The 22,319-nt window shown below is 63.9% G+C and carries 23 protein-coding genes and 1 pseudogene; 7 read left to right on the top strand and 17 right to left on the bottom strand.

Going from position 1 to position 22,319, the window contains the following annotated elements; all coding sequences use genetic code 11:
* Window positions 1-32: 32 nt before the first annotated feature.
* Window positions 33-1,049: a fumarylacetoacetate hydrolase family protein gene (locus ING15_RS04665; RefSeq protein ID WP_206453630.1), complete on the bottom strand. Its 1,017-nt coding sequence runs from the start codon at window positions 1,047-1,049 to the stop codon at window positions 33-35.
* A gap of 324 nt (window positions 1,050-1,373) precedes the next feature.
* Between ING15_RS04665 and ING15_RS04660 the strand changes: the two genes are divergently transcribed.
* Window positions 1,374-1,586 carry a hypothetical protein gene (locus ING15_RS04660; protein WP_206453629.1) on the top strand — a complete coding sequence of 71 codons (213 nt, stop codon included), beginning with the start codon at window positions 1,374-1,376 and terminating at the stop codon, window positions 1,584-1,586.
* A 120-nt stretch (window positions 1,587-1,706) separates the two neighbouring features.
* On the opposite strand, the gene ING15_RS04655 is transcribed toward ING15_RS04660, so the two are convergent.
* The 9 genes from ING15_RS04655 to ING15_RS04615 form a co-directional block, all read right to left on the bottom strand.
* Window positions 1,707-2,369 (bottom strand): OmpA family protein, encoded by a 663-nt coding sequence (locus ING15_RS04655; protein ID WP_206453628.1) that lies wholly within the window; start codon window positions 2,367-2,369, stop codon window positions 1,707-1,709.
* Between the two features lie 228 nt (window positions 2,370-2,597).
* Entirely contained in the window at window positions 2,598-3,629 is a 1,032-nt protein-coding gene (locus ING15_RS04650; RefSeq protein WP_206453627.1) for an aspartate-semialdehyde dehydrogenase, read from the bottom strand.
* Window positions 3,630-4,065: 436 nt separating this feature from the next.
* A complete protein-coding gene (leuB, locus tag ING15_RS04645; RefSeq protein WP_206453835.1) occupies window positions 4,066-5,181 on the bottom strand; it encodes a 3-isopropylmalate dehydrogenase in 1,116 nt (371 codons plus the stop codon).
* Between the two features lie 174 nt (window positions 5,182-5,355).
* On the bottom strand, window positions 5,356-6,927 hold the full coding sequence (locus ING15_RS04640) for a GMC family oxidoreductase (RefSeq protein ID WP_206453626.1): 1,572 nt from the start codon (window positions 6,925-6,927) through the stop codon (window positions 5,356-5,358).
* A 99-nt stretch (window positions 6,928-7,026) separates the two neighbouring features.
* Window positions 7,027-7,560 carry a gluconate 2-dehydrogenase subunit 3 family protein gene (locus ING15_RS04635; RefSeq protein WP_206453625.1) on the bottom strand — a complete coding sequence of 178 codons (534 nt, stop codon included), beginning with the start codon at window positions 7,558-7,560 and terminating at the stop codon, window positions 7,027-7,029.
* A gap of 79 nt (window positions 7,561-7,639) precedes the next feature.
* On the bottom strand, window positions 7,640-8,035 hold the full coding sequence (locus ING15_RS04630; RefSeq protein WP_206453624.1) for a VOC family protein: 396 nt from the start codon (window positions 8,033-8,035) through the stop codon (window positions 7,640-7,642).
* Between the two features lie 235 nt (window positions 8,036-8,270).
* Window positions 8,271-8,609: a ribbon-helix-helix domain-containing protein gene (locus ING15_RS04625; protein WP_206453623.1), complete on the bottom strand. Its 339-nt coding sequence runs from the start codon at window positions 8,607-8,609 to the stop codon at window positions 8,271-8,273.
* A 240-nt stretch (window positions 8,610-8,849) separates the two neighbouring features.
* A complete protein-coding gene (locus tag ING15_RS04620; protein ID WP_206453622.1) occupies window positions 8,850-9,809 on the bottom strand; it encodes a molybdate ABC transporter substrate-binding protein in 960 nt (319 codons plus the stop codon).
* Window positions 9,810-9,899: 90 nt separating this feature from the next.
* On the bottom strand, window positions 9,900-10,526 hold the full coding sequence (locus ING15_RS04615) for a hypothetical protein (protein ID WP_232845568.1): 627 nt from the start codon (window positions 10,524-10,526) through the stop codon (window positions 9,900-9,902).
* 211 nt (window positions 10,527-10,737) lie between these two features.
* On the opposite strand from ING15_RS04615, the gene ING15_RS04610 reads away from it, so the two are divergent.
* The 3 genes and pseudogenes from ING15_RS04610 to ING15_RS19390 all read left to right on the top strand — a co-directional run bounded on the left by ING15_RS04610 (window position 10,738) and on the right by ING15_RS19390 (window position 13,452).
* Window positions 10,738-11,730 (top strand): DUF3179 domain-containing protein, encoded by a 993-nt coding sequence (locus ING15_RS04610; protein ID WP_206453621.1) that lies wholly within the window; start codon window positions 10,738-10,740, stop codon window positions 11,728-11,730.
* Between the two features lie 1,050 nt (window positions 11,731-12,780).
* Window positions 12,781-12,918, top strand: a pseudogene (locus tag ING15_RS19825) (Fic family protein); the annotation flags it as partial.
* 126 nt (window positions 12,919-13,044) lie between these two features.
* Window positions 13,045-13,452, top strand: coding sequence for a hypothetical protein (locus tag ING15_RS19390; protein ID WP_232845598.1), 408 nt, complete (start codon window positions 13,045-13,047; stop codon window positions 13,450-13,452).
* A gap of 22 nt (window positions 13,453-13,474) precedes the next feature.
* On the opposite strand, the gene leuD is transcribed toward ING15_RS19390, so the two are convergent.
* On the bottom strand, window positions 13,475-14,080 hold the full coding sequence (leuD, locus tag ING15_RS04600) for a 3-isopropylmalate dehydratase small subunit (RefSeq protein ID WP_206453620.1): 606 nt from the start codon (window positions 14,078-14,080) through the stop codon (window positions 13,475-13,477).
* Window positions 14,081-14,210: 130 nt separating this feature from the next.
* Between leuD and ING15_RS04595 the strand changes: the two genes are divergently transcribed.
* The 3 genes from ING15_RS04595 (at window position 14,211) to ING15_RS04585 (ending at window position 15,690) form a co-directional block, all read left to right on the top strand.
* Window positions 14,211-15,095, top strand: a complete 885-nt coding sequence (locus tag ING15_RS04595; protein ID WP_206453619.1) for an HpcH/HpaI aldolase/citrate lyase family protein — start codon at window positions 14,211-14,213, stop codon at window positions 15,093-15,095.
* Window positions 15,092-15,298, top strand: coding sequence for a DUF1737 domain-containing protein (locus ING15_RS04590; protein WP_206453618.1), 207 nt, complete (start codon window positions 15,092-15,094; stop codon window positions 15,296-15,298). Before ING15_RS04595 ends, ING15_RS04590 begins: the two co-directional genes overlap by 4 nt.
* Before the next feature lie 125 nt (window positions 15,299-15,423).
* On the top strand, window positions 15,424-15,690 hold the full coding sequence (locus tag ING15_RS04585) for a hypothetical protein (protein ID WP_206453617.1): 267 nt from the start codon (window positions 15,424-15,426) through the stop codon (window positions 15,688-15,690).
* A 31-nt stretch (window positions 15,691-15,721) separates the two neighbouring features.
* Here the strand turns inward: ING15_RS04585 and ING15_RS04580 are convergent, their stop codons facing one another.
* The 6 genes from ING15_RS04580 to coxB all read right to left on the bottom strand — a co-directional run bounded on the left by ING15_RS04580 (window position 15,722) and on the right by coxB (window position 22,227).
* The gene (locus tag ING15_RS04580; RefSeq protein WP_206453616.1) at window positions 15,722-16,144 is read right to left on the bottom strand and encodes a metallopeptidase family protein; all 423 of its coding nucleotides are present in this window, start codon (window positions 16,142-16,144) and stop codon (window positions 15,722-15,724) included.
* A gap of 64 nt (window positions 16,145-16,208) precedes the next feature.
* A complete protein-coding gene (locus ING15_RS04575; protein ID WP_206453615.1) occupies window positions 16,209-17,504 on the bottom strand; it encodes a c-type cytochrome in 1,296 nt (431 codons plus the stop codon).
* Window positions 17,504-18,211: a cytochrome c oxidase assembly protein gene (locus ING15_RS04570; protein WP_206453614.1), complete on the bottom strand. Its 708-nt coding sequence runs from the start codon at window positions 18,209-18,211 to the stop codon at window positions 17,504-17,506. Before ING15_RS04570 ends, ING15_RS04575 begins: the two co-directional genes overlap by 1 nt.
* Window positions 18,208-18,588, bottom strand: coding sequence for a hypothetical protein (locus ING15_RS04565; protein ID WP_206453613.1), 381 nt, complete (start codon window positions 18,586-18,588; stop codon window positions 18,208-18,210). The genes ING15_RS04570 and ING15_RS04565 overlap by 4 nt, the downstream gene beginning before the upstream one ends.
* Window positions 18,589-18,598: 10 nt before the next feature.
* The gene (gene ctaD, locus ING15_RS04560; protein WP_206453612.1) at window positions 18,599-21,160 is read right to left on the bottom strand and encodes a cytochrome c oxidase subunit I; all 2,562 of its coding nucleotides are present in this window, start codon (window positions 21,158-21,160) and stop codon (window positions 18,599-18,601) included.
* Window positions 21,157-22,227, bottom strand: coding sequence for a cytochrome c oxidase subunit II (gene coxB, locus ING15_RS04555; protein WP_232845567.1), 1,071 nt, complete (start codon window positions 22,225-22,227; stop codon window positions 21,157-21,159). Before coxB ends, ctaD begins: the two co-directional genes overlap by 4 nt.
* Between the last annotated feature and the right edge of the window lie 92 nt (window positions 22,228-22,319).

The raw sequence follows: 22,319 nt of genomic DNA, 5'->3' as shown, positions 1-22,319 counted from the left end.
GGCGGACTCAGGTGTGTCGTTCGGTGCGGAGATCACTCGTGCTCATATCGGGCGACCGTCTGCTCAATGGCGCCGAAGATCGACCGGTGCTTGTCGTCGAGCACCTCGATGCGCACGGTGTCACCAAAATGCAGGAACGGCGTTTTCGGCGCAGCGCCCGCGATCGTCTCGACGGCGCGCGACTCCGCCATGCACGCATAGCCGACGCCGCCATCCGCAATCGATTTGGCGGGTCCGCCATCGCGCTTGTTGGAAACCGTGCCCGAGCCGATGATCGTGCCAGCCGAGAGTGGCCGCGTCCTGGCGGCATGGGCGATCAACGTCGGGAAATCGAAGGTCATGTCGATACCGGCATTGGCCCGGCCAAACGGTTTACCATTGTAGTCCACCGCAAGCGGCAGATGCAGCTTACCGCCATCCCACGCTTCGCCGAGTTCGGCGGAGGTCACCGCGACCGGCGAGAAGGCCGAGGGCGGCTTCGACTGGAAGACGCCGAAACCGTCGTCGCCTTCCGCCGGGATCAGGCCGCGCAACCAGACGTCGTTGACCAGCATGACCAGACGGATGGCGGCGCGCGCCTCGTCGACGCTCGCGCCCATCGGCACATCGCCGAGGATCACGGCAATCCCACCCCCCATGTCGAGGCCGAAGCTTTCGTCCGCGAGGGGAATGGGATCGCGCGGACCGAGGAAGGCATCTGAGCCGCCCTGCCGGATTGGCGGGTCGCTTCGCAAGCTCTCCGGCATCTCGGCGCCGCGTGCCCTGCCTGTCATCGCGATGTGGCTGCTGTAGGCTGTACCGGCCGCGAACTGAAACGCGCGGGGCAGCGGGCTCATGGCGTCATGCTCGTGAAACCGCTCGACCGGCACCGAGCCGCGATCGAGGCTGTCGGCGAGCGCTTGCAGATGCGGGGCGATGCGCGCCCAGTCGTCGAGCGCCCGTTGCAAGGTGGGCGCGAGGAACGAGGCGTCCGTCATCCGCGTGAGGTCGCGGGACACGACGACGAGTCGCCCGTCGCGGCTGCCGTCCTTGAGCGTCGCAAGTTTCATCAGTCCCACTTTCCTCGGATGTGCCGTGGAGGCGCTGGTTCGGTCCCGCCCCGCGAATCTTATGGTTGCCCTGCCGGGTTTGCGCGGCAGTGCGGGTCAGATTCCGGGGAAGCGGGTTTCGAATATGAAGGTCATTGCCTCGCAGAGCTTGACAGGCTTCGGCTCCACGGTCGAGGCCTTCTCGAAGCCCGGTGCCGAGGATACCGCGATGGGGTCTTGCGGGCGGCGAAGTCCTCGTCTTGCCTTCCCTCGTCACGGTTCCAATTTCCTGTTGGAAGGACATCCATTCCGCCGCGAGCGGCGGCGCAGCGAAAGGCTATTTCCATGACCATCAAACTTGCCACCATGACCGCACTCATCGTCGCGACCATGAGCGTTTCGGCCTGCACCACGACGCAGAAGACGGTCGGCGGCGCCGTCGTCGGCGGTGTCGGCGGGGCGGTTCTGGGCGACGCGGTCGCGGGAACCGGCGGCGCCGTGGTCGGTGGCGTCGCGGGCGCGGTTGCCGGCGGCGCGGTCGGGCGCAATCTAAGATAATGCAGAGCCGGCGGCGGGCGCAACTTCGGCCCGGACGTAACCTGTTGAGAACAGCGTGAGGGCCGCGCTCCCGTCGGAGCGCGGCCCTCATCGCGTGTATCGGTCGTTGCTGGCGCGGCTTTAGCCGGCCCGCAGCGGCGAGATCGCGATCTCGACGCGGCGGTTCTGAGCTCGGCCCTGCTCGGTCGCGTTGGTGGCGACCGGCTGGCTTTCGCCGAAGCCCTGGGTGTTGAGGCGGCGCGGGTTGACACCCTGGCTTGCCAGGAACTGGCTGACCGAGGTCGCGCGCTGCTGCGACAGCTGCAGATTGTATGCGTCGGAGCCCTGGCTGTCGGTGTGGCCGTAGACGTCGACGATCGACTTGTCGAACTCCTTGAGAACCAGCGCCACCGAGCTGAGCGTCGGATAGAAGGCCGGAAGGATCGACGACTGGTCGCTCGGGAAGGTGATGTTCGACGGCATGTTGAGAATGATGCGATCGCCGGCCCGGGTGACCGAGACACCGGTGCCTTGGAGCTGCCGGCGCAGCTTGTCTTCCTGCGAATCCATATAGGCGCCGACGCTGCCGCCAGCCAGCACACCGACGCCGGCGCCGATCAGCGCGGCGCGGCCCGAATCGGCGCCCGTCGCCTCGCCGACGAGATAGCCGCCGAGCGCGCCGACGCCGGCGCCGATGCCGGCGCCGCCGACGGTGTTGGAGAGCTTGGCTTCACCCGTATACGGGTCGGTGGTGCAGCCGGCGACGGCGGTGGTCAGCGCAAGGACGAGGGCGAGCTTTTTCATGAGCGATATCCAGTGTTGACTTCGGGGCCTTCACGGCCCGCTTCGTGTCCATTCGCGGTCGGCGTTAATGACTACAGATGACTGAAATACGGCCGACCAGATGGCCACCGCAATTCCCTCCCGGCGTTACCCACAGGTAACAGACGGAACGTGCGTGACCCTGTTGGTACACAGAAAGAATGGTCGGCCTCGCGGAGCGACACCGGCCATCCTTTGATTTGGGCTGGCTCAGGCGGCTCGCTGTTTTTCCAGAAGGCCGCGATTGATCAGCAGTTCAGCGATTTGGACCGTGTTGAGCGCCGCGCCCTTGCGCAGATTGTCGGAGACGATCCAGATGTTGAGGCCGTTCTCCAGCGTCTGGTCCTCGCGGATGCGGGAAATGTAGGTGGCGTCCTCGCCGGCCGATTCATACGGCGTGATGTAGCCGCCATCCTCGTGCTTGTCGATTACCAGACAGCCCGGCGCCTCGCGCAGGATCGCGCGCGCCTCGTCGGCGGTGATCGGATTCTCGAACTCGATGTTCACCGCCTCGGAATGGCCGATGAAGACCGGCACGCGCACCGCCGTGCAGGTGACCTTGATCTTCGGATCGAGCATCTTCTTGGTCTCGGCCATCACCTTCCACTCTTCCTTGGTGGAGCCGTCCTCCATGAAGACGTCGATGTGGGGAATGACGTTGAAGGCGATGCGCTTGGTGAATTTCTTGCGCTCGATCTCGTCGGCGACGAAGACCGCCCGGCTCTGGGTGAACAGCTCGTCCATGCCGTCCTTGCCGGCGCCCGAGACCGACTGGTAGGTCGCGACCACGATGCGCTTGATCCTGGCATGATCGTGCAGCGGCTTCAACGCGACGACGAGTTGCGCGGTCGAGCAGTTCGGATTGGCGATGATGTTCTTCTTGGTGAAACCCGTGATGGCGTCGGCGTTCACTTCCGGAACGATCAGCGGCACGTCGGGATCGTAGCGGAAGGCCGAGGAATTATCGATCACCACACAGCCCTTGGCCGCGATCTTCGGTGACCATTCCTTGGAAACGCCGCCACCTGCCGACATCAGGCAGATGTCGGTTCCGGTAAAGTCGTACTGGTCGAGCGGCTTCGTCTTCAGCGTCTTGTCGCCGAAGGAGACCTCGGTTCCCAGGCTACGGCGCGAGGCGAGCGCCACGACCTCGTCCGCCGGAAAGCCGCGCTCCGCGAGGATGTTCAGCATTTCGCGCCCGACATTGCCGGTGGCGCCGACGATAGCGACCTTGTAACCCATGGGATGCAATCCTTCGCTCTCCCCGTCCGATCATTGCACGCTCGTCTACCGCCCCGGGGGAGACAAGCGGGGCAGACGGCGTCAGATAATCGACGTTTTGATCGTGGAGCGCGCGAACATGGCCTGCGATATGCGCGGAGACACCGCGCTTGTCAATCAGGCCGTCCGAAAGGAAAAAGGCCAGCCCCCCTTTCGGAAGGCCGGCCGTTCATTCCGGGGACGCAACGGCCAGCGTCGCCCGACGGTCCGCGATCACAGAAACGGGGAGCGAAGCTAGACCCGACGCGGGTCGCGCTTGGGCTCGCTGTCGCGGTTCAGGAACTTCTTGGCCACCCAGCCGACAAAGACGGCTTTCAGGATACCTCTAATCATCGTGCTCTCCTTCGACTTATTGAGCATACAATGACTGATGCAGCCAGATGGTTGCATGTCCGGCTCAGGCGGCGAGCTTCTTCCGGAAACTGTCGCGGACCGCGTCGCCCATCTCGGCCGTGCCGACCTTCCGGCAACCGTCGGCCATGATGTCGCCGGTCCGGATGCCCCTGCCGAGCACCTCGGCGATCGCGGCCTCCAGCGCGTCGGCCTCAGCGATCATCTCAAAGGAATAGCGCAGGCACATCGCGAGAGAAGCGATCATCGCCAGCGGGTTGGCGATGCCCTGGCCGGCGATGTCCGGCGCCGAGCCGTGGACCGGCTCGTAGAGCGCGCGCCGCTTGCCGGTCTTGGCGTCGACGGCGCCGAGCGAGGCCGAGGGCAGCATGCCGAGCGAGCCGGTCAGCATCGCCGCGATGTCCGACAGCATGTCGCCAAACAGATTGTCGGTGACGATGACGTCGAACTGCTTCGGTGCGCGCACCAGCTGCATGCCGCCGGAGTCGGCCAGCATGTGTTCGAGCTCAAGGTCGGCATATTCGTCCCGGTGGATTCGCGTGACCACCTCGTTCCAGTAGAGCCCCGACTTCATTACATTGCGCTTTTCCATCGACGTCACCTTGCCGCGGCGGGTCTTGGCGAGGTCGAAGGCGGCACGGGCGATGCGCTCGATCTCATAGGTGTCGTAGATCTGGGTGTCGATGGCGCGTTTCTGGCCATTGCCGAGATCGATGATTTCCTTCGGCTCGCCGAAATAGACGCCGCCGGTCAGCTCGCGCACGATCAAAATGTCGAGCCCCTCAATCACCTCGCGCTTCAGCGAGGACGAGCCGGCCAGCGCCGGATAGCAGATCGCCGGGCGCAGATTGGCGAACAGCTCCATGTCCTTGCGCAGGCGCAACAGCCCGGCCTCGGGCCGCAGACCGTAGGCGACCCCGTCCCATTTCGACCCGCCGACCGCGCCGAACAGGATCGCGTCGGCTTGCATCGCCAGATCCATGGTCGCATCCGACACCGGCTTGCCGCAATCATCATAGGCCGAACCACCGACGAGCGCGGTTTCGGTCTCGAAACCCGCATTGGTCGCCTCGTTCAGCATGGTGACGAGCTTTTCGACCTCCGCCATTGTCTCGGGGCCGATGCCGTCTCCGGGAAGCAGCAGGAGCTTGGTGGTCATGATGCGGTGTCCTCCGTCGCATAGAATACAGTCGGCGACGGATTTACACGAAAGACGCGCGAGGGACAGCCGGGCGTCTCGCGATCATCCTGCGGCGGTCCCGGGGAGAAACTAGCGAAAGGGCCGGATTTGTATCGATCCGGCCCTTTCTCTGTCGGCGATCGGCCTGGATCTGTCTCAAAGGTCGCCCGAAGCCATCCGCCCGGCGATATGATCGGCCTGGCGCAGCGCCAGCGCGACGATCGTCAGGGTCGGGTTCTCGGCCGCGCCGGTGGTGAACTGCGACCCGTCGGAGACGAAAAGGTTGGGGATGTCGTGGGTTTGGCCGAAACGGTTGACGACGCCATCCTGAGGCTTCTCGCTCATCCGGTTGGTCCCCAGATTGTGGGTCGAGGGATAGGGTGGAGTGTGGATGGTGCGCACTGCGCCGACCGCGTCGTAGATCGCCGAGCCCTGCTGGTAGGCGTGGTTGCGCATCGCGGTGTCGTTGGGATGATCGTCGAAATTGACGTTCGCGACCGGCATGCCGAAAGCGTCCTTGTCGGTGTCCGACAGGGTGATACGGTTGTCCTTGCGCGGCATGTCCTCGCCGACGATCCACAGGCCCGCCATGTTGCGGTATTCGTCCATGGCGCTGGAGAAATCGCGCCCCCATTTCCCAGGGTCGAGAAAGGCTGCCATGAAGGGCAGGCCGAGCGACAGCGTCTCGAATTCATAGCCGCCGGCAAAGCCGCGCGACGTGTCGTGCCTGGCCTCGTCCTGGACGATGCCGGCCATCGTCGTGCCCCGGTACATGTGCACCGGTTTGTCGAAGACCGCGTAGACCGATCCGGTCGTGTGGCGCATGTAGTTGCGTCCGACCTGGCCGGAGGAATTTGCCAGCCCGTCGGGAAACATTGAGGATTGCGAATTGAGAAGCAACCGCGGGCTTTCGATCGAATTGCCGGCAACGGCGACGATGCGCGCCTTCTGCAGGTGCTCCTTGCCGTCCTTGTCGGCATAGACGACGCCAGTGACCTTGCCGGACGCATCATGCTCGATCCTGAGCACCTGGCTGTCCGCTCGCACCTCGAGCCGGCCGGTTGCCTCGCCCTTGGGTATCTCCGCGACGAGGGTCGACCATTTGGCGCCGGATTTACAGCCCTGGAAGCAGAAGCCGATCTGCAGGCACGAGGCACGATCGTCGCGCGGCTCGGAGTTGATCGCCATACGGCCAGTGTGAACCTCCTTGTAACCGATCTTCTTGGCGCCGGCCTCCAGTACTTTGAAGTTGTTGTTGCCGGGCAGGCCGGGGATGCCGTTGGTCCGCGTGACCCCCATCCGGTCCTCGGCCATGGCGTACCACGGCTCCATCTCCTTCAGATCGATCGGCCAGTCGAGAAGGTTGGCGCCCTCGATCGCGCCGTAGTTGGTCAGCGTCTTGAACTCGTGCTCCTGGATGCGCAGCGAGGCACCGGCCCAGTGGGTGGTGGAGCCGCCGACGGCCTTGACGATCCAGGCCGGAAGGTTCGGGAAATCCTTTGCGACCTGCCAGTCGCCGGAGGTCGTGCGCTTGTCCTTCCACGCGAGCTGGCCGAAGGAATCCCATTCGTCGTTGATGAAGTCCTCGGTCTCGTAGCGCGAGCCGGCTTCGAGGATGACGGTATCGATCCCCTTGAGCGCGAGTTGCGCACCGAGCGTGCCGCCGCCGGCTCCCGAGCCGACGATGACGGCAACGCTGTCGTCGTTGAGATCATAAGGTGCGGGCATGTCGTGTTTCCTCCCGGAGCCTTCGATGCCATCGCCTCCTCGCGGAGCATCGAACTCCCATTTCCGATTTTTCGTCGCGTGTTTCCCGATGGACCGCCCTCAGAGCCAGTCGATGTCGTCGAAGCCGCGGTCGATGTAGCCACCCTTGTCGGCGGAGGCGCCCTCGTAGCCGAACATCGGCCACAGCTCCTTCTGGTTGTAGAGGCCGACCACGAGGTTGGAGCGGACCTTCTGGAAGAACGGATCGCTTTCCATCTCGTCCAGGATGGCGGCGCGATCCTCATCGCTCGTCATGCTCGCGTAGTCGGTGTCGGCCGTGGTGCGGGCGGTCTCGTTCAGTTTCGTCACGCCGTCTTCCAGCACCGCGAGATCGGCCTCGGAGGCGCGGGCCGCCTGATCGAGGATGTCGACCGCGTTTGCGTAGTATTTGTCTTCGACCATGGCGTGCGGATAGATGTCGCGCGACATCTGGACGAGGGTCGCGAAGGTTTCCGGCTTGGTTGCGCGCGGCATCTGGCTCCAGGCCCGCCCGACGATCACACCGGATGGCATGATCGTCATGGCCAGAAGCCCGGCTCCGCCTTTCAGAAAGCTGCGCCGGTTCGGCGCGGCGCGCCCCACTACCTCTGCCATTTTGGTTCCTCCCGATGGCGTGGTTCGTATGTCCCGACCCGTCCCATTCTCCCGCTGGGCGAGCCAGGAGCGCTCGGCGCTATTGAAAGCGCCCGCCCCTTTCCAGTACCTCGATTTTGTAGCCGTCCGGATCCTCGATGAAGAAGAAGCGGCCGAGCCTCGTGCCCTGGTGCGAGATTTCCTTGATGTCCCTGGGCGCCAATCCCGCCGCGCGCATGCGTTCGTGCTCGGTGTCCAGATCGTCGACCGAGACAGCGACATGGCCGTATCCGTTGCCGAGATCGTAGGGCTTCGTCTCGCCCTTGTTGATCGTCAGTTCCACCTCGTGCTCGCTCTCCGGATTGGCGAGATAGACGAGCGTGAAGGAGTCGAAATCGTAGCGGTCGGCGATTTTCAGCCCGAAGGCCTCCTCGTAGAACGCGACGGAGCGCGCTTCGTCGAGCACCCGCAGCATCGTATGAATCGTCTTGGCCAAGCCGTCCTCGTCATGGTTGCGACGCGCCGTCCGGCGGCGTCGGGAATCATACGGCGGGATCGATGGTCAGTGGGTGTGGAACCCTGCCAGGCCGGCGCCCGTGACACCACGGCACTTTCTCCCCGGAGCTGGCTATTCCCGCCGTGTTGGGAGAAGTCTAGACGCAGATTTAAAGTGGCGGGTAGTATGATGATAACACACCGAAAATCCGATCGCGGTGGCGGCGAAAAGCAGGTCAGACAGCGATGCGGAAATCCTGCGGCTGGCCGGCACGACGCAGGCTCTCACCGGTATCGCTCGCTGTCTGACGGGCCGCCGTTCGTTCGAGATGCAGAAGGCAAGCGCAGCGCAGGAGCGAGGTGAAGTTGCGTGCCTCGCCGTGCAGCTCCGACACCTCGTCGTGCAGTGTCGTCAGAAATTTCGACAGCGGCATCGCCTGATCGGCGGCCAGTTCCTCCAGCACGTGCCAGAAGGCGGCTTCCAGCCGGATCGATGTCGCATGGCCGGAAAGTCGGACGGACCGCGTTTCGCTGTCGTAATTCTCGGTCGGAATTCCGGCGAAGATCTGGCACATGCGATGTCCATCCATTATTGCGCGTCGGGCCCTGGCCCTCAGTAAAGGCGCACGCGTGGACGATGACAAGCGCTGGAATGTCAACGCGTCGCTGGACCGATCGTCAAACCCGGCTTTGGCGGTGGGCCGGGCGAGCGGACGGGGGGCAGGGAGAGGCGAATGGGTGGCGGCATCCGGCCGCTCCGCTTTGCGCGAAACGGCCCGGACATCTGCGTGGTGAAACCGGAACGAGGACCCCGCTTAGCCCGCCGGGATCGGCTTCGACGTCAACTCGTCCGCGCTGGCGCGCACGAAGCCGTAGTTCTCGTAGATCGCCTGCGCCTCGTCCGAGCGCAGATAATCGAGAAACGTCTCGGCATTGTCGGAGTTACGACCCTTGGTCAGCTTGCCGATGGCATAGGCGACCTTGTCCTGCTGGTTCTGCGATGCGGGAATCTCGACGCCGTCGATCTTGCGGCCCTCGGCCTTGGCGTGACGCACCTCCGTCTCCCAGACGATGCCGACATCCGCCTCACCGGCCTCGATGCGGTCGGGCGTCTCGCGATGGTGGCGTTCGGTGAACCAGGTCTTGCCTTCCACCGCCCAGCAGCCTTTGCAATCGGCGTTCCCGGTGACCTTTTCATAGATGCCCATGTCTTTCAGCATCTGCGATCCGTAGAAACGGAAAATGCCTTCGGTCTGCGGGTTGGGATGCGACTGTACCAGGTCGTCCCGCGACAGGTCTTCCGCGCCTTTGATATCCTTCGGATTGCCTTCCGCAATCATCAGGGACAGCCGGTTGCGGGTATAGACCATGTACTGGTCCATCAGCCCCGCCGCCTTCAGCTTTTTCAGGTGGCCGAGGTTCACGCTGGCATAAAGGTCTGGATTTTGCGCCGTATCCTTGCCCTTGATCTGGCCCTGCTTCAGGATTTGTTGGTTGAGAATCTGCCCCGGCGGGATCGTCTCGACATAGACCGTTTCAATGTCCGGATTTTTCGACTGGAAGTCCTTGATCAGGTCTTCCATGACCATGAACTGGTTGCCGGCTAGATACATCACCAGATCGGCTGTGTAGGAATCCTCGATCGCGCCGTATTCGACCTCGCCGCCGGCAGAGAAGGTGCGGTAATCCTTGTCACCGCTTTCCTCTTCTTGCGCCATAACGGGACTAGCTAAGAATATCGCGAAAAAGGCCGCGTGCAGAAAACTTGTTTTCATTCGTTCTTCCTCCCATGAAGACAATCGAATTCATACATGCGAATGAACGAATGTAAAGCGGATGGAGTTTGTCTGGCCGATGACGCGGCCTCACAGGTGGGAGGCGAGTTTGCGCATCAGCTGCCGGCGCCAGCGACGAGAGCGCAATTGCCGTGTCGTCAGACTTTCGGGACGAATCCGCAGGCGTTCGTCGCCGTTCTCGACGAAAGAGAAACGACGCGACGCGCCGACCGCTATCAGATCTGGTCCATAAAGGGCGACGACCGTCAGATCCAGAGCGGTGACGGTATCGGCCCAGGCGCCGAGCCGGGAGAGTTCGGCATCTGTCTCCACCAACTGTTCCACCAGATCGTCGAAATGACCGATGTCGAGATATTCACCGGTCGACAGGCTGCCCTGGCGCATGGAAGAGCGCGGGTCGGCGCCGAGATCTTCCGGTAGATCGCGCAGGTCGGTGAGGGCGTATTCGTAGGAGTTGGTCTTGGTCTCCAGCGTGGCGATAATGCTTGTCACGTAAAGCGGCTCGGCGCTCATGCTGGTGATGAGACAACGCGAGCGGAGGCCTTGGCCGGCACCGCGACTGATCAGGACCGAGGATCGACGCTGGCGCTGATAGCCGTAGAGCAGCAGCTGCAGATAGACGATCCAGACGATCAGCATGGCCACGCTGACGGCGAGGCTCAGCACATCGGTGTTTTGCGACAACCAGTTCCACATGATGGCCGCTCCTGCGCTCGTTCGGCGGCGCGCCCCACGGCCCCGTCAACTGCGCGCAGAACGCAGGAGCGCCGTGATCGATCCGTTTTTCCCTGCCGAAATCCCGCGGCGATCACGCGGAATCGTAAAAGCGTGACTCGCTTGGACCCCGGCCGGCACGCACAATCGCGCCAGAGACTGGCCGCGTGCGGCGCGGGAGCGGGAGGACGTGATGTATCTTCGATGGCTAACGGGCGCATTGGTCGTCGCGCTGACTGTGCTGATCTGGACCGGGCTGGCCGGCGCCAATCCCGCGCGGTGGATGGCCGAAGGCTGGCGGACTGATTTTTCCAAACAATCTGTCGATCTCACGGAAATCATCTCGGGCGGTCCGCCGAAGGACGGCATACCGGCGACCGACGATCCGCGCTTCGTGACGGCCGCCGAGGCGGATGATCTCCAGCCGCGCGAGCCGGTGATCCAACTGACCGTTGGTGGCGAGACCCGCGCCTATCCCTTGAGCATCCTGATGTTCCACGAGATCGTCAACGATACGGTCGCCGGCATTCCCGTCGCCGTCACCTATTGTCCGCTCTGCAACGCGGCGATCGTCTTCGAGCGCGAGCTCGGTGGCACGGTTCTGGACTTCGGCACGACCGGGAAGCTGCGCCATTCAGACCTGGTCATGTACGACCGGCAGACGGAAAGCTGGTGGCAGCAATTCACCGGCACGGGGATTGTGGGAGCCATGACCGGCAAGACGCTCGACGTCATCCCCTCGGGCCTCGTTTCCTGGCAGGCCTTCGCCAAGCGGCATCCGGACGCCAAGGTGCTGGCGCCGCCGACGAGCGTGAGTCGGCCCTATGGCCAGAATCCCTATGTCTCCTACGACAGCTCGGCGACGCCGTTCCTCTATCGCGGCGAGATGCCGGACGGGATCGAGCCGATGGCCCGCGTGGTTGTCGTGCGCGAAGCCGAAACCAACAAGCCGGTCTCCATCGTCTCGCTGGCGAAGCTGCGCGAGAACAAGAGCCTTGAGCGCGGCGGCTATCGCCTGAGCTGGGATGAAGGCCAGGCCTCGGCGCTGGATACGCGCGAGATCGGCAAGGGCCGCGAAGTGGGAAATGTCAGCGTCACCGGGCTGGACGGTAAGCCCGCCGTCCACGACATCACCTTCGCCTTCGTCGCCCACGCTTTCCATCCCGAGATGAAAATCGAGGGATAGAGGCCGGGCAGCGACGCTATGGCCGTTACGGCAGGGGTTATGATCGTCCGAAAAGTCGAGGGTTCCTTTGTTCACTCGTCCTTTTCACGGTGGATGAGGCTGTAACAAAAAAATCCAAAAGCCGACATTTGTAGAAGGAATGTTGCGTTTATAACAAGATGGGTCTAAACCCACGCCTTCCTATAAACGGTGGGGCGACTCCGGCAGTGCGTTTGAAAAGCGTCCAAGACCGCCCCATGCCGACGGCCGGCAGAATGGCCGGATATGCTTGGCTGACCGACCGGCTGGAGCTTTCGGTGCCGCGACCTTACGAACTCCATGCGGTTGCAGATAGACAAACCCGTATCAAGCAAAATCAATGGGTCATGCATCCGTCTCCTCGCTGGCCCGGCGAGGAGATTCTCGACCATCTGGTATTTGCGTTGAAGAACGAGGGGCTCAATCTCCTCATCCTGAAAGCCATTTTTTCCAAAATCGGTTCTACCGAGTTGGAGGAGGCGCTCAGACGACAGCCTGGAAGCAGCTATGCGCGCCGGCTCGGCTTCATCTACGAATGGCTCTTAGGTCGACGTTTGCAGGTCCCGGACAGCCGTACAGGCAATTACGTCGCAATCCTCGATGGGAAACATCAATTTACGGGGCGAGAGCCCGTCCGGGAAAAGCGCTTTCGTATCCTGAACAATCTTCCTGGGACCTCGTGCTTCTGTCCGCTGGTGGCCAGGACGCAAGTTCTCGATAGCTTCTTGGCGAAGGATCTGTCGAAAAAGGCCGAATTGCTTATCAAGCAGGCCTCGCCGGACGTGCTCGCGCGGGCGGCTGCCTTCCTTCTTCTATCAGATTCCAAAGCCTCATTCGAAATTGAGAAGGAACGGCCGTCGCGCGCTCGGCTCGAACGCTGGGGCGCCATCATCGGACGAGCCGGTCTGTTCGACCTTGAGGTAGAGACCTTGGTCGATCTGCAAAGGGAGGTCATCGGCGACGACAGATTCGTGACGTTGGGCGTAAGGCGCGAAGGCGGATTCGTGGGAAGCCGCGACCTCTTCCGAGCCAGTGCCCGAGCACATCAGCGCGAGGCCGGAAGACCTGCCGGATCTTCTGGAAGGGTTGATACAGTACGATATCCGGAGCGAGGACAGCCAGTACCATCCCGTCTTCGCGGCGGCGGCACTGGCCTTCGGTTTTGTCTATATTCATCCCTTCGAGGATGGCAACGGCCGCATCCATCGATTTTTGATCCATCACGTCTTGGCATATCGGGGCTACACGCCGCGCGAGATCATTTTCCCAATCTCCAACGCTATTCTCGATGATCTTTTGAGATATCGCACCACCCTCGAATCCGTCTCCAAACCGCTTCTGCCCTTCATCGATTGGACCCCGACAGAAAAAGGGAACATCGAGGTCCGAAACGACACCGCCGATTTCTACCGTTACTTCGACGCGACCCGCCACGCCGAATTCTTGTTCGGCTGCCTTGAGCGCACGATCAGCGACGACCTTCCGAAGGAACTGCGTTTTCTCGAAGCGCGAGATCAGTTCCACAAGCGCGCCACCCAGATCATCGACATGCCGGAGAAAACGATCGACCTACTGTTCCACTTCCTTCGACAGGGCAACGGCCGTTTAAGCCGCCGTGCCGTGGACAAGGAGCTCGGAAAGCTGAAGGCCGAGGAGATCTCGGCCTTCGAAGAAATATACGAGGAGGTGACTGACATCCCGTAAGGGAGGAGCCGTCGCCGCCGCCTCAGGCCCAGGGACGGCGTTCGGCCAGCTTGGTCTCGTAGCTGGCGATCGAGCCAGCCTTCTCCATGGTCAGGCCGATATCGTCGAGCCCGTTGAGGAGGCAGTGCTTGCGGAACGGGTCGATCTCGAAGGAGATCTCGCCGCCATCGGGGCCTGCGATCGTCTGCGTCTCCAGATCGATGGTGAGGCGCGCGTTCGAGCCGCGCTCGGCGTCGTCCATCAGCAGATCGAGCTGTTCCGGCGTGACGCGGATCGGCAGAATGCCGTTCTTGAAGCAGTTGTTGTAGAAGATGTCGGCGAAGGACGTGGAAATCACGCAGCGGATGCCGAAGTCCAAAAGCGCCCAGGGCGCGTGCTCGCGCGACGAGCCGCAGCCGAAATTGTCGCCCGCGACGAGGATTTGGGCGTTGCGATAGGCCGGCTGGTTGAGAACGAAATCGGGGTTCTCCGAGCCGTCCTCATTGTAGCGCGGCTCGGCGAACAGACCCGTGCCGAGGCCGGTGCGCAGGATCGTCTTCAGATAATCCTTCGGAATGATCATGTCGGTGTCGACATTGACGATCGGCAAGGGGGCAGCGATCCCGGTCAATCTGTCGAATTTTTGCATTGCCGTCGTCCTTCATGCTCTCGGATTGTCGCGCGGTGGAATAGCATTTCGGTTCGTGCGCGCAAACTCCGAAGAGTTTTGCGCCCCGGAGCGATTGCCTGTTTCGCCTGAATCGGCGATGAGTTCCGCCATGATGACATCATTGCGCCCCCGCCGCTCGCTTCTGTTCGTCCCCGCCGCCAATCCTCGCGCGCTGGAAAAATCCGCCGGCCTCGCCGCCGACGCCCTGATCTACGATCTGGAGGACTCCGCCGGTCCACGCGAGAAGGAGGACGCCCGCGAGAGACTGGCGACGCATCTGCGCTCCGACGGTTTCGCCGGCGAGCGCATTATCCGGGTCAACGCGCTCGACACGCAATGGGGCACGGGCGACCTGCGGATGGCGGCGAAAGCCGGCGTCGACGCCGTCCTGCTTCCCAAGGTCGAGACGGTGGAGACGCTTCGGCAGGTCGTCGATACGCTGGCGGAGGCGGGGGCGCCGGACAGCGTCAAGCTCTGGGCGATGATCGAGACGCCGCTCGGCATCCTCGACGTGGGCAAGCTCGCGGCCGCCGGACGCGACATGCGGGTGACGGCCCTGATGGTCGGCCCTTATGACATTGCGCTCGCCACCGGCATCGATCCGGGTCCCGACCGGGCCGAACTGCTGCCCTGGATCATGCAGATCATCGTGGCGGCGAAAGCCTATGGATTGGCGGTGCTCGACGGTCCCTATGCCAATTTCCACGATGAGGGGGGGTTCACCGCCGAATGCGCGGCGGGCCGACGGCTGGGCTTCGACGGCAAGACGCTGATCCATCCGTCGCAAATCGAGGGCGCGAACGCCGCCTACTCGCCCGACCCGGCGGCCATCGCCTGGGCCGAGCGGCTCGTCGCCGCCTTTGCCAAGGCCGATAACGCCGACAAGGGCGTGCTGCAGATCGAGGGACGCATGGTCGAGCGGCTGCATCTCAAGCAATCTCAAAAGCTGCTGGCGATGCGCGACGCGATCGCCGAGCGTGAGGCGGCGCGATGAAGCTCTACCGTTTCCTGTCGGGGCCGGATGATTCCGCCTTCTGCCACAAAGTCTCCTTGGCGCTCTCCAAGGGCTGGGATCTGCACGGCTCGCCGACCTACGCCTATGACGCGGCGATGGGCGCGATGCGCTGCGGCCAGGCCGTGGTGAAGACCGTCGCGGGCGAAAAATATGACCCGGCGCTGAATCTCGGCGAACAGTAGGCGCAACAGCGATTTCGCCGCCGGTGGCCGGCTGACGAAATTTCTCGGCCGGCGCGGCGCGCGCGACGGAACGTCCGACGACCTCGCCGCGTCTCCCGGTTAAAGGAACATTGGGAGATTGCGCTATGGCATCCGCCGAGAAGATCACCGATCACGATGAGATTCGGGCTTGGGCGAAGAAGACAGGCGGCAAGCCGGCCATGGTCGCTGCCACCGAGAACGGCGAGGGCGGACCGGGTATTCTCCGTGTCGACCATGGGCGCGACGACGAAGGCCTCGAGGAAATCGACTGGGACCGTTTTTTCGAGGCGTTCGAGCAGAATCGCCTGGCGCTGCTGATCGATCCCTCTGGCGATAACCCGAACTTCAACAAGTTCGTCAGCCGCGACTGACACACGAAACGGTCGGCGGCTGCGCGTCGGTTCAGGCGACGCTCGCTTCGAGCGCTTCCATGTCGTCGTCCGACAGGCCGAAATGATGGCCAATCTCGTGGATCAACACATGCGAGACGAGGGTGCCCAGCGTCTCCTCGTGCTCGGCCCAATAATCGAGGATCGGCCGGCGGTAGAGGAGGATGCGGTTGGGCATCTCGCCGGTGACCGGGCTGTCGATATCCCCGATGGCGCGGCCCTCGAACAGGCCGAGAATGTCGAACGGGCTTTGCAGCTCCATCTCGCGGATCACGTCGTCGTCGGGAAAGTCCGCGACGTAAAAGCGAATCTCGCCGGAGAGCGTCCGGAACTCCTCCGGCAGTTCGGCATAGGCCTTGACCGCGATCGCCTCGATCACGTCGAGTCCGGGCGCCATCCGGCTCTCCCATTGCTCTGCTGCGGCGCCGCTATCCATCAGGGTTCATCCATCGGTCTTTCATGGGTGCGGGGGCTGGGACGCGCTTTGGCGGCGAAGGGGTTCATCGGCCGGTGGGTTGCTCGGCATACCAAGCGGCGACCGCGGCGATCTGTCCCTCGCTCATGTTCCGCGCGATCGGCGTCATCAGGTGGGAAAATTCCGTACCACCGCGCGTGCCTTCCTTCCACAGTTCCAGATGCGTCCGCGCGTACCATTCCGGCTGACCGCCGAGATAGGGATAATGCGGGTTCTTGGCGCGACCCTCGGCGCCGTGGCAGCTCTCGCAGGAGGGGATCTTGCGGGCCGGAAGTCCCTCCAGCGCGATCTTTCGTCCGAGATCGCGCATCGCCTCGGGGTTTTCGGGCAAGCCGCCTGCCGCCGCAGTAGAGACGACGGCATTTCCGCTGCGTGTGTCGGGCGGAAAGATCTGCGCCGGAATGCCGTCGGCCATCGCGACTGTCGGTTCCGCTTCGGCCTCGGAGATCTGACCGGCCGGGGCGGGGCTCTCGCTCGGCTCACGGGAATCGCGCGCCACCGGTTGGCCAGCATACCATTTTGCGAGCGCGGTCAGCGTGGCATCGTCATAGCGCTTGGCCGGCGGCTGCATCAGGCCGGAATGGCGGAAGCCGTCGGAATAGGCCCTGAGCGTTGCCAGAAGATAGGCCTCCGGCTGCCCGGCGATGACCGGGAAGGCACCGGCGGCATCCTTGGCGCCCTGGCCGAGGCCGTCGCGCCCATGACACCGGGCGCAATCCGCCAGCGCGTTCTCGAAGATGCCGTCGAGCCCGGCCAAGGTTTCGCCGCCGACCTCCTGTGGTTCGCCACCGCGTTGTCCGCCGAGGGCCAGCTCGGCGTAGCGCTCGGCCGTCATCTCCGGCAGCGCGCGCAGGAAGGCGACCTGCGCCCAGATCTCGTCATTCCGCTCCTGGGTCGCCCAGGACGGCATGCCGGTATATTTGAGACCGTTTTTGACGAGCCAGAACAACTCCCGGTCTTTCCAGTCCTCGATCCGTCCCGACAACCGGGGCGGATGCGGCGTCATCGACAGGGAGACGGGAGACTGCGGCACACCTGGCGCGCCATGGCAGGGTGCGCAGCCGGTGGCGAAATGTCCTGCCGCACGTTGAACCAAGGCCGGGTCGTCGAGGTCGATGTTCTCGGGAACGGAAATCGTCAGCGACTGCCGCGCGACGGCATTGCGCATCGACCAGTTCAAGAACCAACCGACCGGCGCGAAGTGACCCGACGACGCGGCGATAGAGATCATGCCGGAAAGGCTGAAGGCGAAGGCCAGCACGACGGCGCCGATCGCGGCGAGAAGAAGCTTCTTCCAGGTGAGGATGAAGTCGATACGCATCAGCCGGTCCCACCGCTGGGCGCGTCCTCGCGCAGGATCGAGGCGAGCAGCGCCAATCCCCCCGCCAGATAGGCCGCGCCACCGATGAGCAACATCAGGACTCCGCCGAGTTGCTGGTCACCCAGCGGCGTCAGGGCGGCGGCCGGCGAACAGAGTTCGGCGCAGGCGTAGAGCGGTCGGGGCGCGAACAGCAGCAGAGCCCCCAGCAGCGTCATGTGCATCGAGGTGACCAGCAAGGCCACGACGCCCGTCGCCCGTGCGACTGGTCGGCCGTCGCCCGCCGCCCCGATGGCGCCGACCCAGAGAAGAACACCGGCCGCGACAAACGAGGCCTGTTCCATGGCGAAGACCGATGCTTCAGTCCGCGCCGCATCGTGCAGCGCCGGCGCATGCCAGCTCCAGACCGCGATGAACTCGACCAGCGAGGCGACGATCGCCACCGCCGACGGCATCCCTGAAACAAGCGTTGGCACGGCGCGCGACAACCCCAGGCCGAGAAGCGGCGCGGCGAGGGCGACGACGCCCATATGCAGCGTCATATGGGCTGCGAACGAGCCTCGGGCGGCCTCCGGCAGTGGCCCGAACCACAGCAGCACCAGCAACAAGGCACCGACGGCCAGCGGCCAGAAGCGACGGGTTGCGGACCGGGATGCAGCAGAGATCGGGGCCGGGGCGTGCCCGGTGAGGGTTGGCGCAACGGTGCTCATCGGCAATCCACATTGATCAACACGGGTAGGGCGACGAAGAGAACCGCGACGAAGGAGAGCGCGGCGAGCAGTACTGTGGAGAACTCCAGAAAACGCTCCCGCCCGGCCTCGCTATCTTTCTCATGGTGAAAGCCGCCGCCGCCATCGGCGCGCCATTCGCGGTACGCCCGCCGGAAGACGAGGGCAATGAGGCCTAGCGCGAGGACGGTGACGATCGCGATGACGACCCGCATCCCGCCGATAGTTTCGAAAACGCGCATATTGGGAGCGCATGCATAGGCTGCGAGCACATAGGAGATGAGAAAATGTAGCGCCCAAACCGTCGGCGGGGTGATCAATGTCCAGAGATTGTCGCGAGTTTGGCCGTCGGTTTGCATCGCCGTCTCCTCAGACCGCCAGCGGAAACAGCGCGATGATCGCAACGGTGATCAACGCCGTCGCGGCCAGGAAGTGCCAATAGAGTGCGACATTGGCGATATCGATGTCGTAGACCGGCGTCAGCCGACCAGCGAGCGACCGCGCCAGGCAATAGCCGAGCATCAGTGCACCGACAGCGCCATGGACGGCGGTCCAGATGACCAGCACCCAGACCGTCGCCGGATAGACGTGGGTGACCGGATCGAGGCCTGTGACGTAAGGCGCCCAGACCAGCGCGGCGCCGCCTGCAAGGGCCAGCATGGCACCGCCGCCCATCAGCGCCCGCGCCATGCTTAGCGAACCGGCGCGGTTGATCTTTAGCGCGAGGCGGGCGGCGATCCATCCTCCCGCGAAGAGGGCCAGCGCCACCAGCGGCCAGACGAGCCCGGGTCCCTCGACGCCGGCCGGCGGAAATTCCTCTTGGATCGTGAAGAAGAAGAAATAGCCGAACACCAGCGACAAGAAGGCCGTGCCGTCGCCGACCATGGTGATGAACATCGCCCACCAGCCGACGGATTTCGGTCCCGACAGGTAAAGCGGCAGCGTCAGTCCGCGACCGACATCCTTGTCCGGTTTCTCCGGGATGATGGCGGTGCCGCGCCACAACCAGACGAGAATTGCGGCGATCGCCAGCACCATCGCCGCGATGGTCGCCAGCCACCAGTGGAAAGTCGCGAAGATGAACACCGCGCCGAGGAAGATCGCCGCCCACATGGTCATGAAGGTCGGACCGGGAACCCGCAGACACTGTCCGGGGGTCGCGTCGAGGACGCCGGTAACCATCGTCTCGCGCTTCATCTCCTCCGCGTCGGGCAAGTAGAAGCGTCCCATGTCGACGTCTTCCATGAAGTTCGGCTGCTCCCACAGCGGATAGCGGGTGGTAACGAGCGGGATCGAGCGCACCCCCCAGGCCTTGTCCTCGGTCTCGGCCAGCCATTCCAGCGTGCCGGCATTCCAGACGTTGCGTTCGGCACGGGGCAGATGGCGGCTCGGCCGCACGACGTCGAAGACGACGATGAGGAAGCCGGCGGCGAAGATGAAGGCGCCGACCGAGGAGATCAGATTGGGGATTTCGAGGCCGATGTCGACGGGATAAGTCCAGATGCGGCGGGGCATGCCCATCAGGCCGGACCAGTGCATCGGCAGGAAAGCCACGTTGAAGCCGACGAACATCAGCCAGAAGGCGATCTTGCCGAGACCGTCGGAGAGCTTTCGTCCCGACAGCATCGGCCAGAAATAATAGACCCCGGCGACGACCGGAAAGAGCATGCCGCCGATGAGGACGTAATGAAGATGCCCGACGACGAAATAGGTATCGTGGGCCTGCCAGTCGAAGGGCGCGAGCGCGACCATGACGCCGGTGAGCCCGCCGAGCACGAAGATCGCCAGCGCGCCGGAGACGAACAGCATCGGTACCCGATAGATCACCCGGCCGGTCAGGAGCGTCGCCAGAAACACGAAGATCTGAACGCCGGTCGGGATCGCCACCGCCTCGGAGGCGGCCGAGAAGAAGCCGAGCGAAATCGCCGGCAGGCCGGTGGTGAACATGTGGTGGGCCCACAGGCCGAACGACAGGAAGCCGGTGCCGACGGCGGCGAGCACGATCCAGGAATAGCCAAGGATCGGGCGCTGGGCGAAAGTGGGAACGATCATCGCCAGCAGCGCGATCGCCGGCAAGAAAACGATGTAGACCTCCGGGTGGCCGAAAATCCAGAATAGGTGCTGCCACAGCATCGGGTCGCCGCCGCGCTCGGGATCGAAGAACGGCCAGCCGAACAGCCGCTCCAGCTCGAACAGGATGTCGCCGGCGATCAGCGGCGGAAAGGCGAACAGGATCATCCCGGCGACGACCAGCACGTACCAGGCATAAAGCGGCATCAGATTGAGCCGCATGCCGGGCGGCCGGCACTTCAACGTGCCGACGATCAGCTCCACCGCCGCCGCGATCGAGGCGACCTCGATGAAGGAAAGGCCGAGCAGCCAGATGTCGGGACCATAGCCCGGCGTGAAGCGCTCCTGAGTGGACAGCGGCGGATACATGAACCAGCCGCCGGAGGGCGCTGCGTCGAAGAAGATCGAACCGGTGACGAAGATGCCGCCGATCAGGAAACACCAATAACCGAAGGCCGAGAGGCGCGGAAAAGGCAGATCCCGCGCGCCCAGCATCTGCGGCAGGATGACGATCGCCACGGCCTCGAAGATCGGCACGGCGAACAGGAACATCATCACCGTGCCATGCAGCGTGTAGACCTGATTGTAGAAATTCGCCGACAGGAAGTCGTTGTCCGGAACGCTGAGCTGCACGCGGATCATCAGGCCGAGCACGCCGGCGAACAGCATGAAGGCGAAGGCCGTCGCGGTGTACCAGATCCCCACCTCGGTGTTGTTCACCGCCGACCAGTAGCGCCAACCCTTGGGCGTCTCCCAGGCCTTGGCCAAGCGCTCTTCCTGACCGCGCCGGACCGCCTCGTCCTCCTGATCCTGATGGGTGGCGCCGGTAACGCCGGGCCTGCCGAATGCGGTCTCGCTCATCGCAGCGCCCCCAGCCAATTGGCGATGGCGTCGATTTCCGCTTCAGGCAGCATGGCGAAGGCGGGCATTTCTGCTCCCGGTTTGACATGGGCGGGAGATCGGATGAAGGCGGCGATATTCGCTTCTGTTGTTTCCAGCAGCCCCGCACCGATGGTTCGCCGCGAGGCGATGTGGGTCAGGTCCGGCCCCACGGCGCCGTCGGCCGGGGTGCCACGTACCGTGTGGCAAGCGCCGCAGCCGCGGTCGACGAATCGGTCCGGTCCCTCGCCTGCGGTGACGGCCGCCGGCTGGCCCTGGGCCTCGACATAGCGGGCATAATCGTCCTCGGAGACGACGACGACGCGAAATCCCATCTGGGCGTGGGCATCGCCGCAGAATTCGGCGCAGACGCCGTTATAGACGCCTTTGCGCGTCGGCTCGAGCACCAGCCGGTTGACGCGGCCGGGGATGGCGTCGGTCTTGCCGGCGATGGCCGGCACCCAGAAGGAATGGACCACGTCAGGACTGCCTAGGAGAATTTCCGTTCGGCGGCCGACTGGCAGCCAGAGTTCGTTGGCGCTTTCCACGCCGCCCGACGGCAGGCTTTTGGCAACGCCCGGTTCGCCCTCGATGCCATAGGCGACACGCCACCAGAAGCGCTCGCCGGAGACCGCGATCCGTGGGCCCTCCGCCTCCCGCCTGAGGTCTGGCATCATGGTCAGCCCCCAGGTCAGCAGCACGGCCAGGACCATGCTGGGAAAGACCGCGCCGCCCCAGATAATCAGCCGGATGCCCTTGGCCTCGCTGTGGGCGGCGGGATGGGCCTTGGTGGCATAAATGGACAGGCCGATGACGAGCAGCCAGATGACGATGGCGCCAGCGAGCATGACCCAGAACAGGTTCGCAACGCTGACGGCCTCGGTGCCGGCGCCCTCGAAGCTCGATTGCGGGCCGGCGCAGCCGGCGGCAAGAACGGCAACGAAGACAGGAGCAATCGGACGCATCCCCCGGCCCGCGGGCAAGGCGGAGCGGTCGGCGGCTTTCTTGATCTGTGGCGGTCGGCCTGTGGTCGGCCGCGGGTCCGGCATTCATCCCCCTATCGTTGGCATCGTCGCTCGTGACGTCAACAGGATAGCAAGATAGCAAGGCCGTCCCGTTCGGCCAGAGTGGATCTGTGAGC

This window comes from Aurantimonas marina (genome assembly GCF_017183135.1).
Classification (GTDB): domain Bacteria; phylum Pseudomonadota; class Alphaproteobacteria; order Rhizobiales; family Rhizobiaceae; genus Aurantimonas; species Aurantimonas marina.
This window is presented reverse-complemented; position numbering and strand designations above follow the sequence as displayed.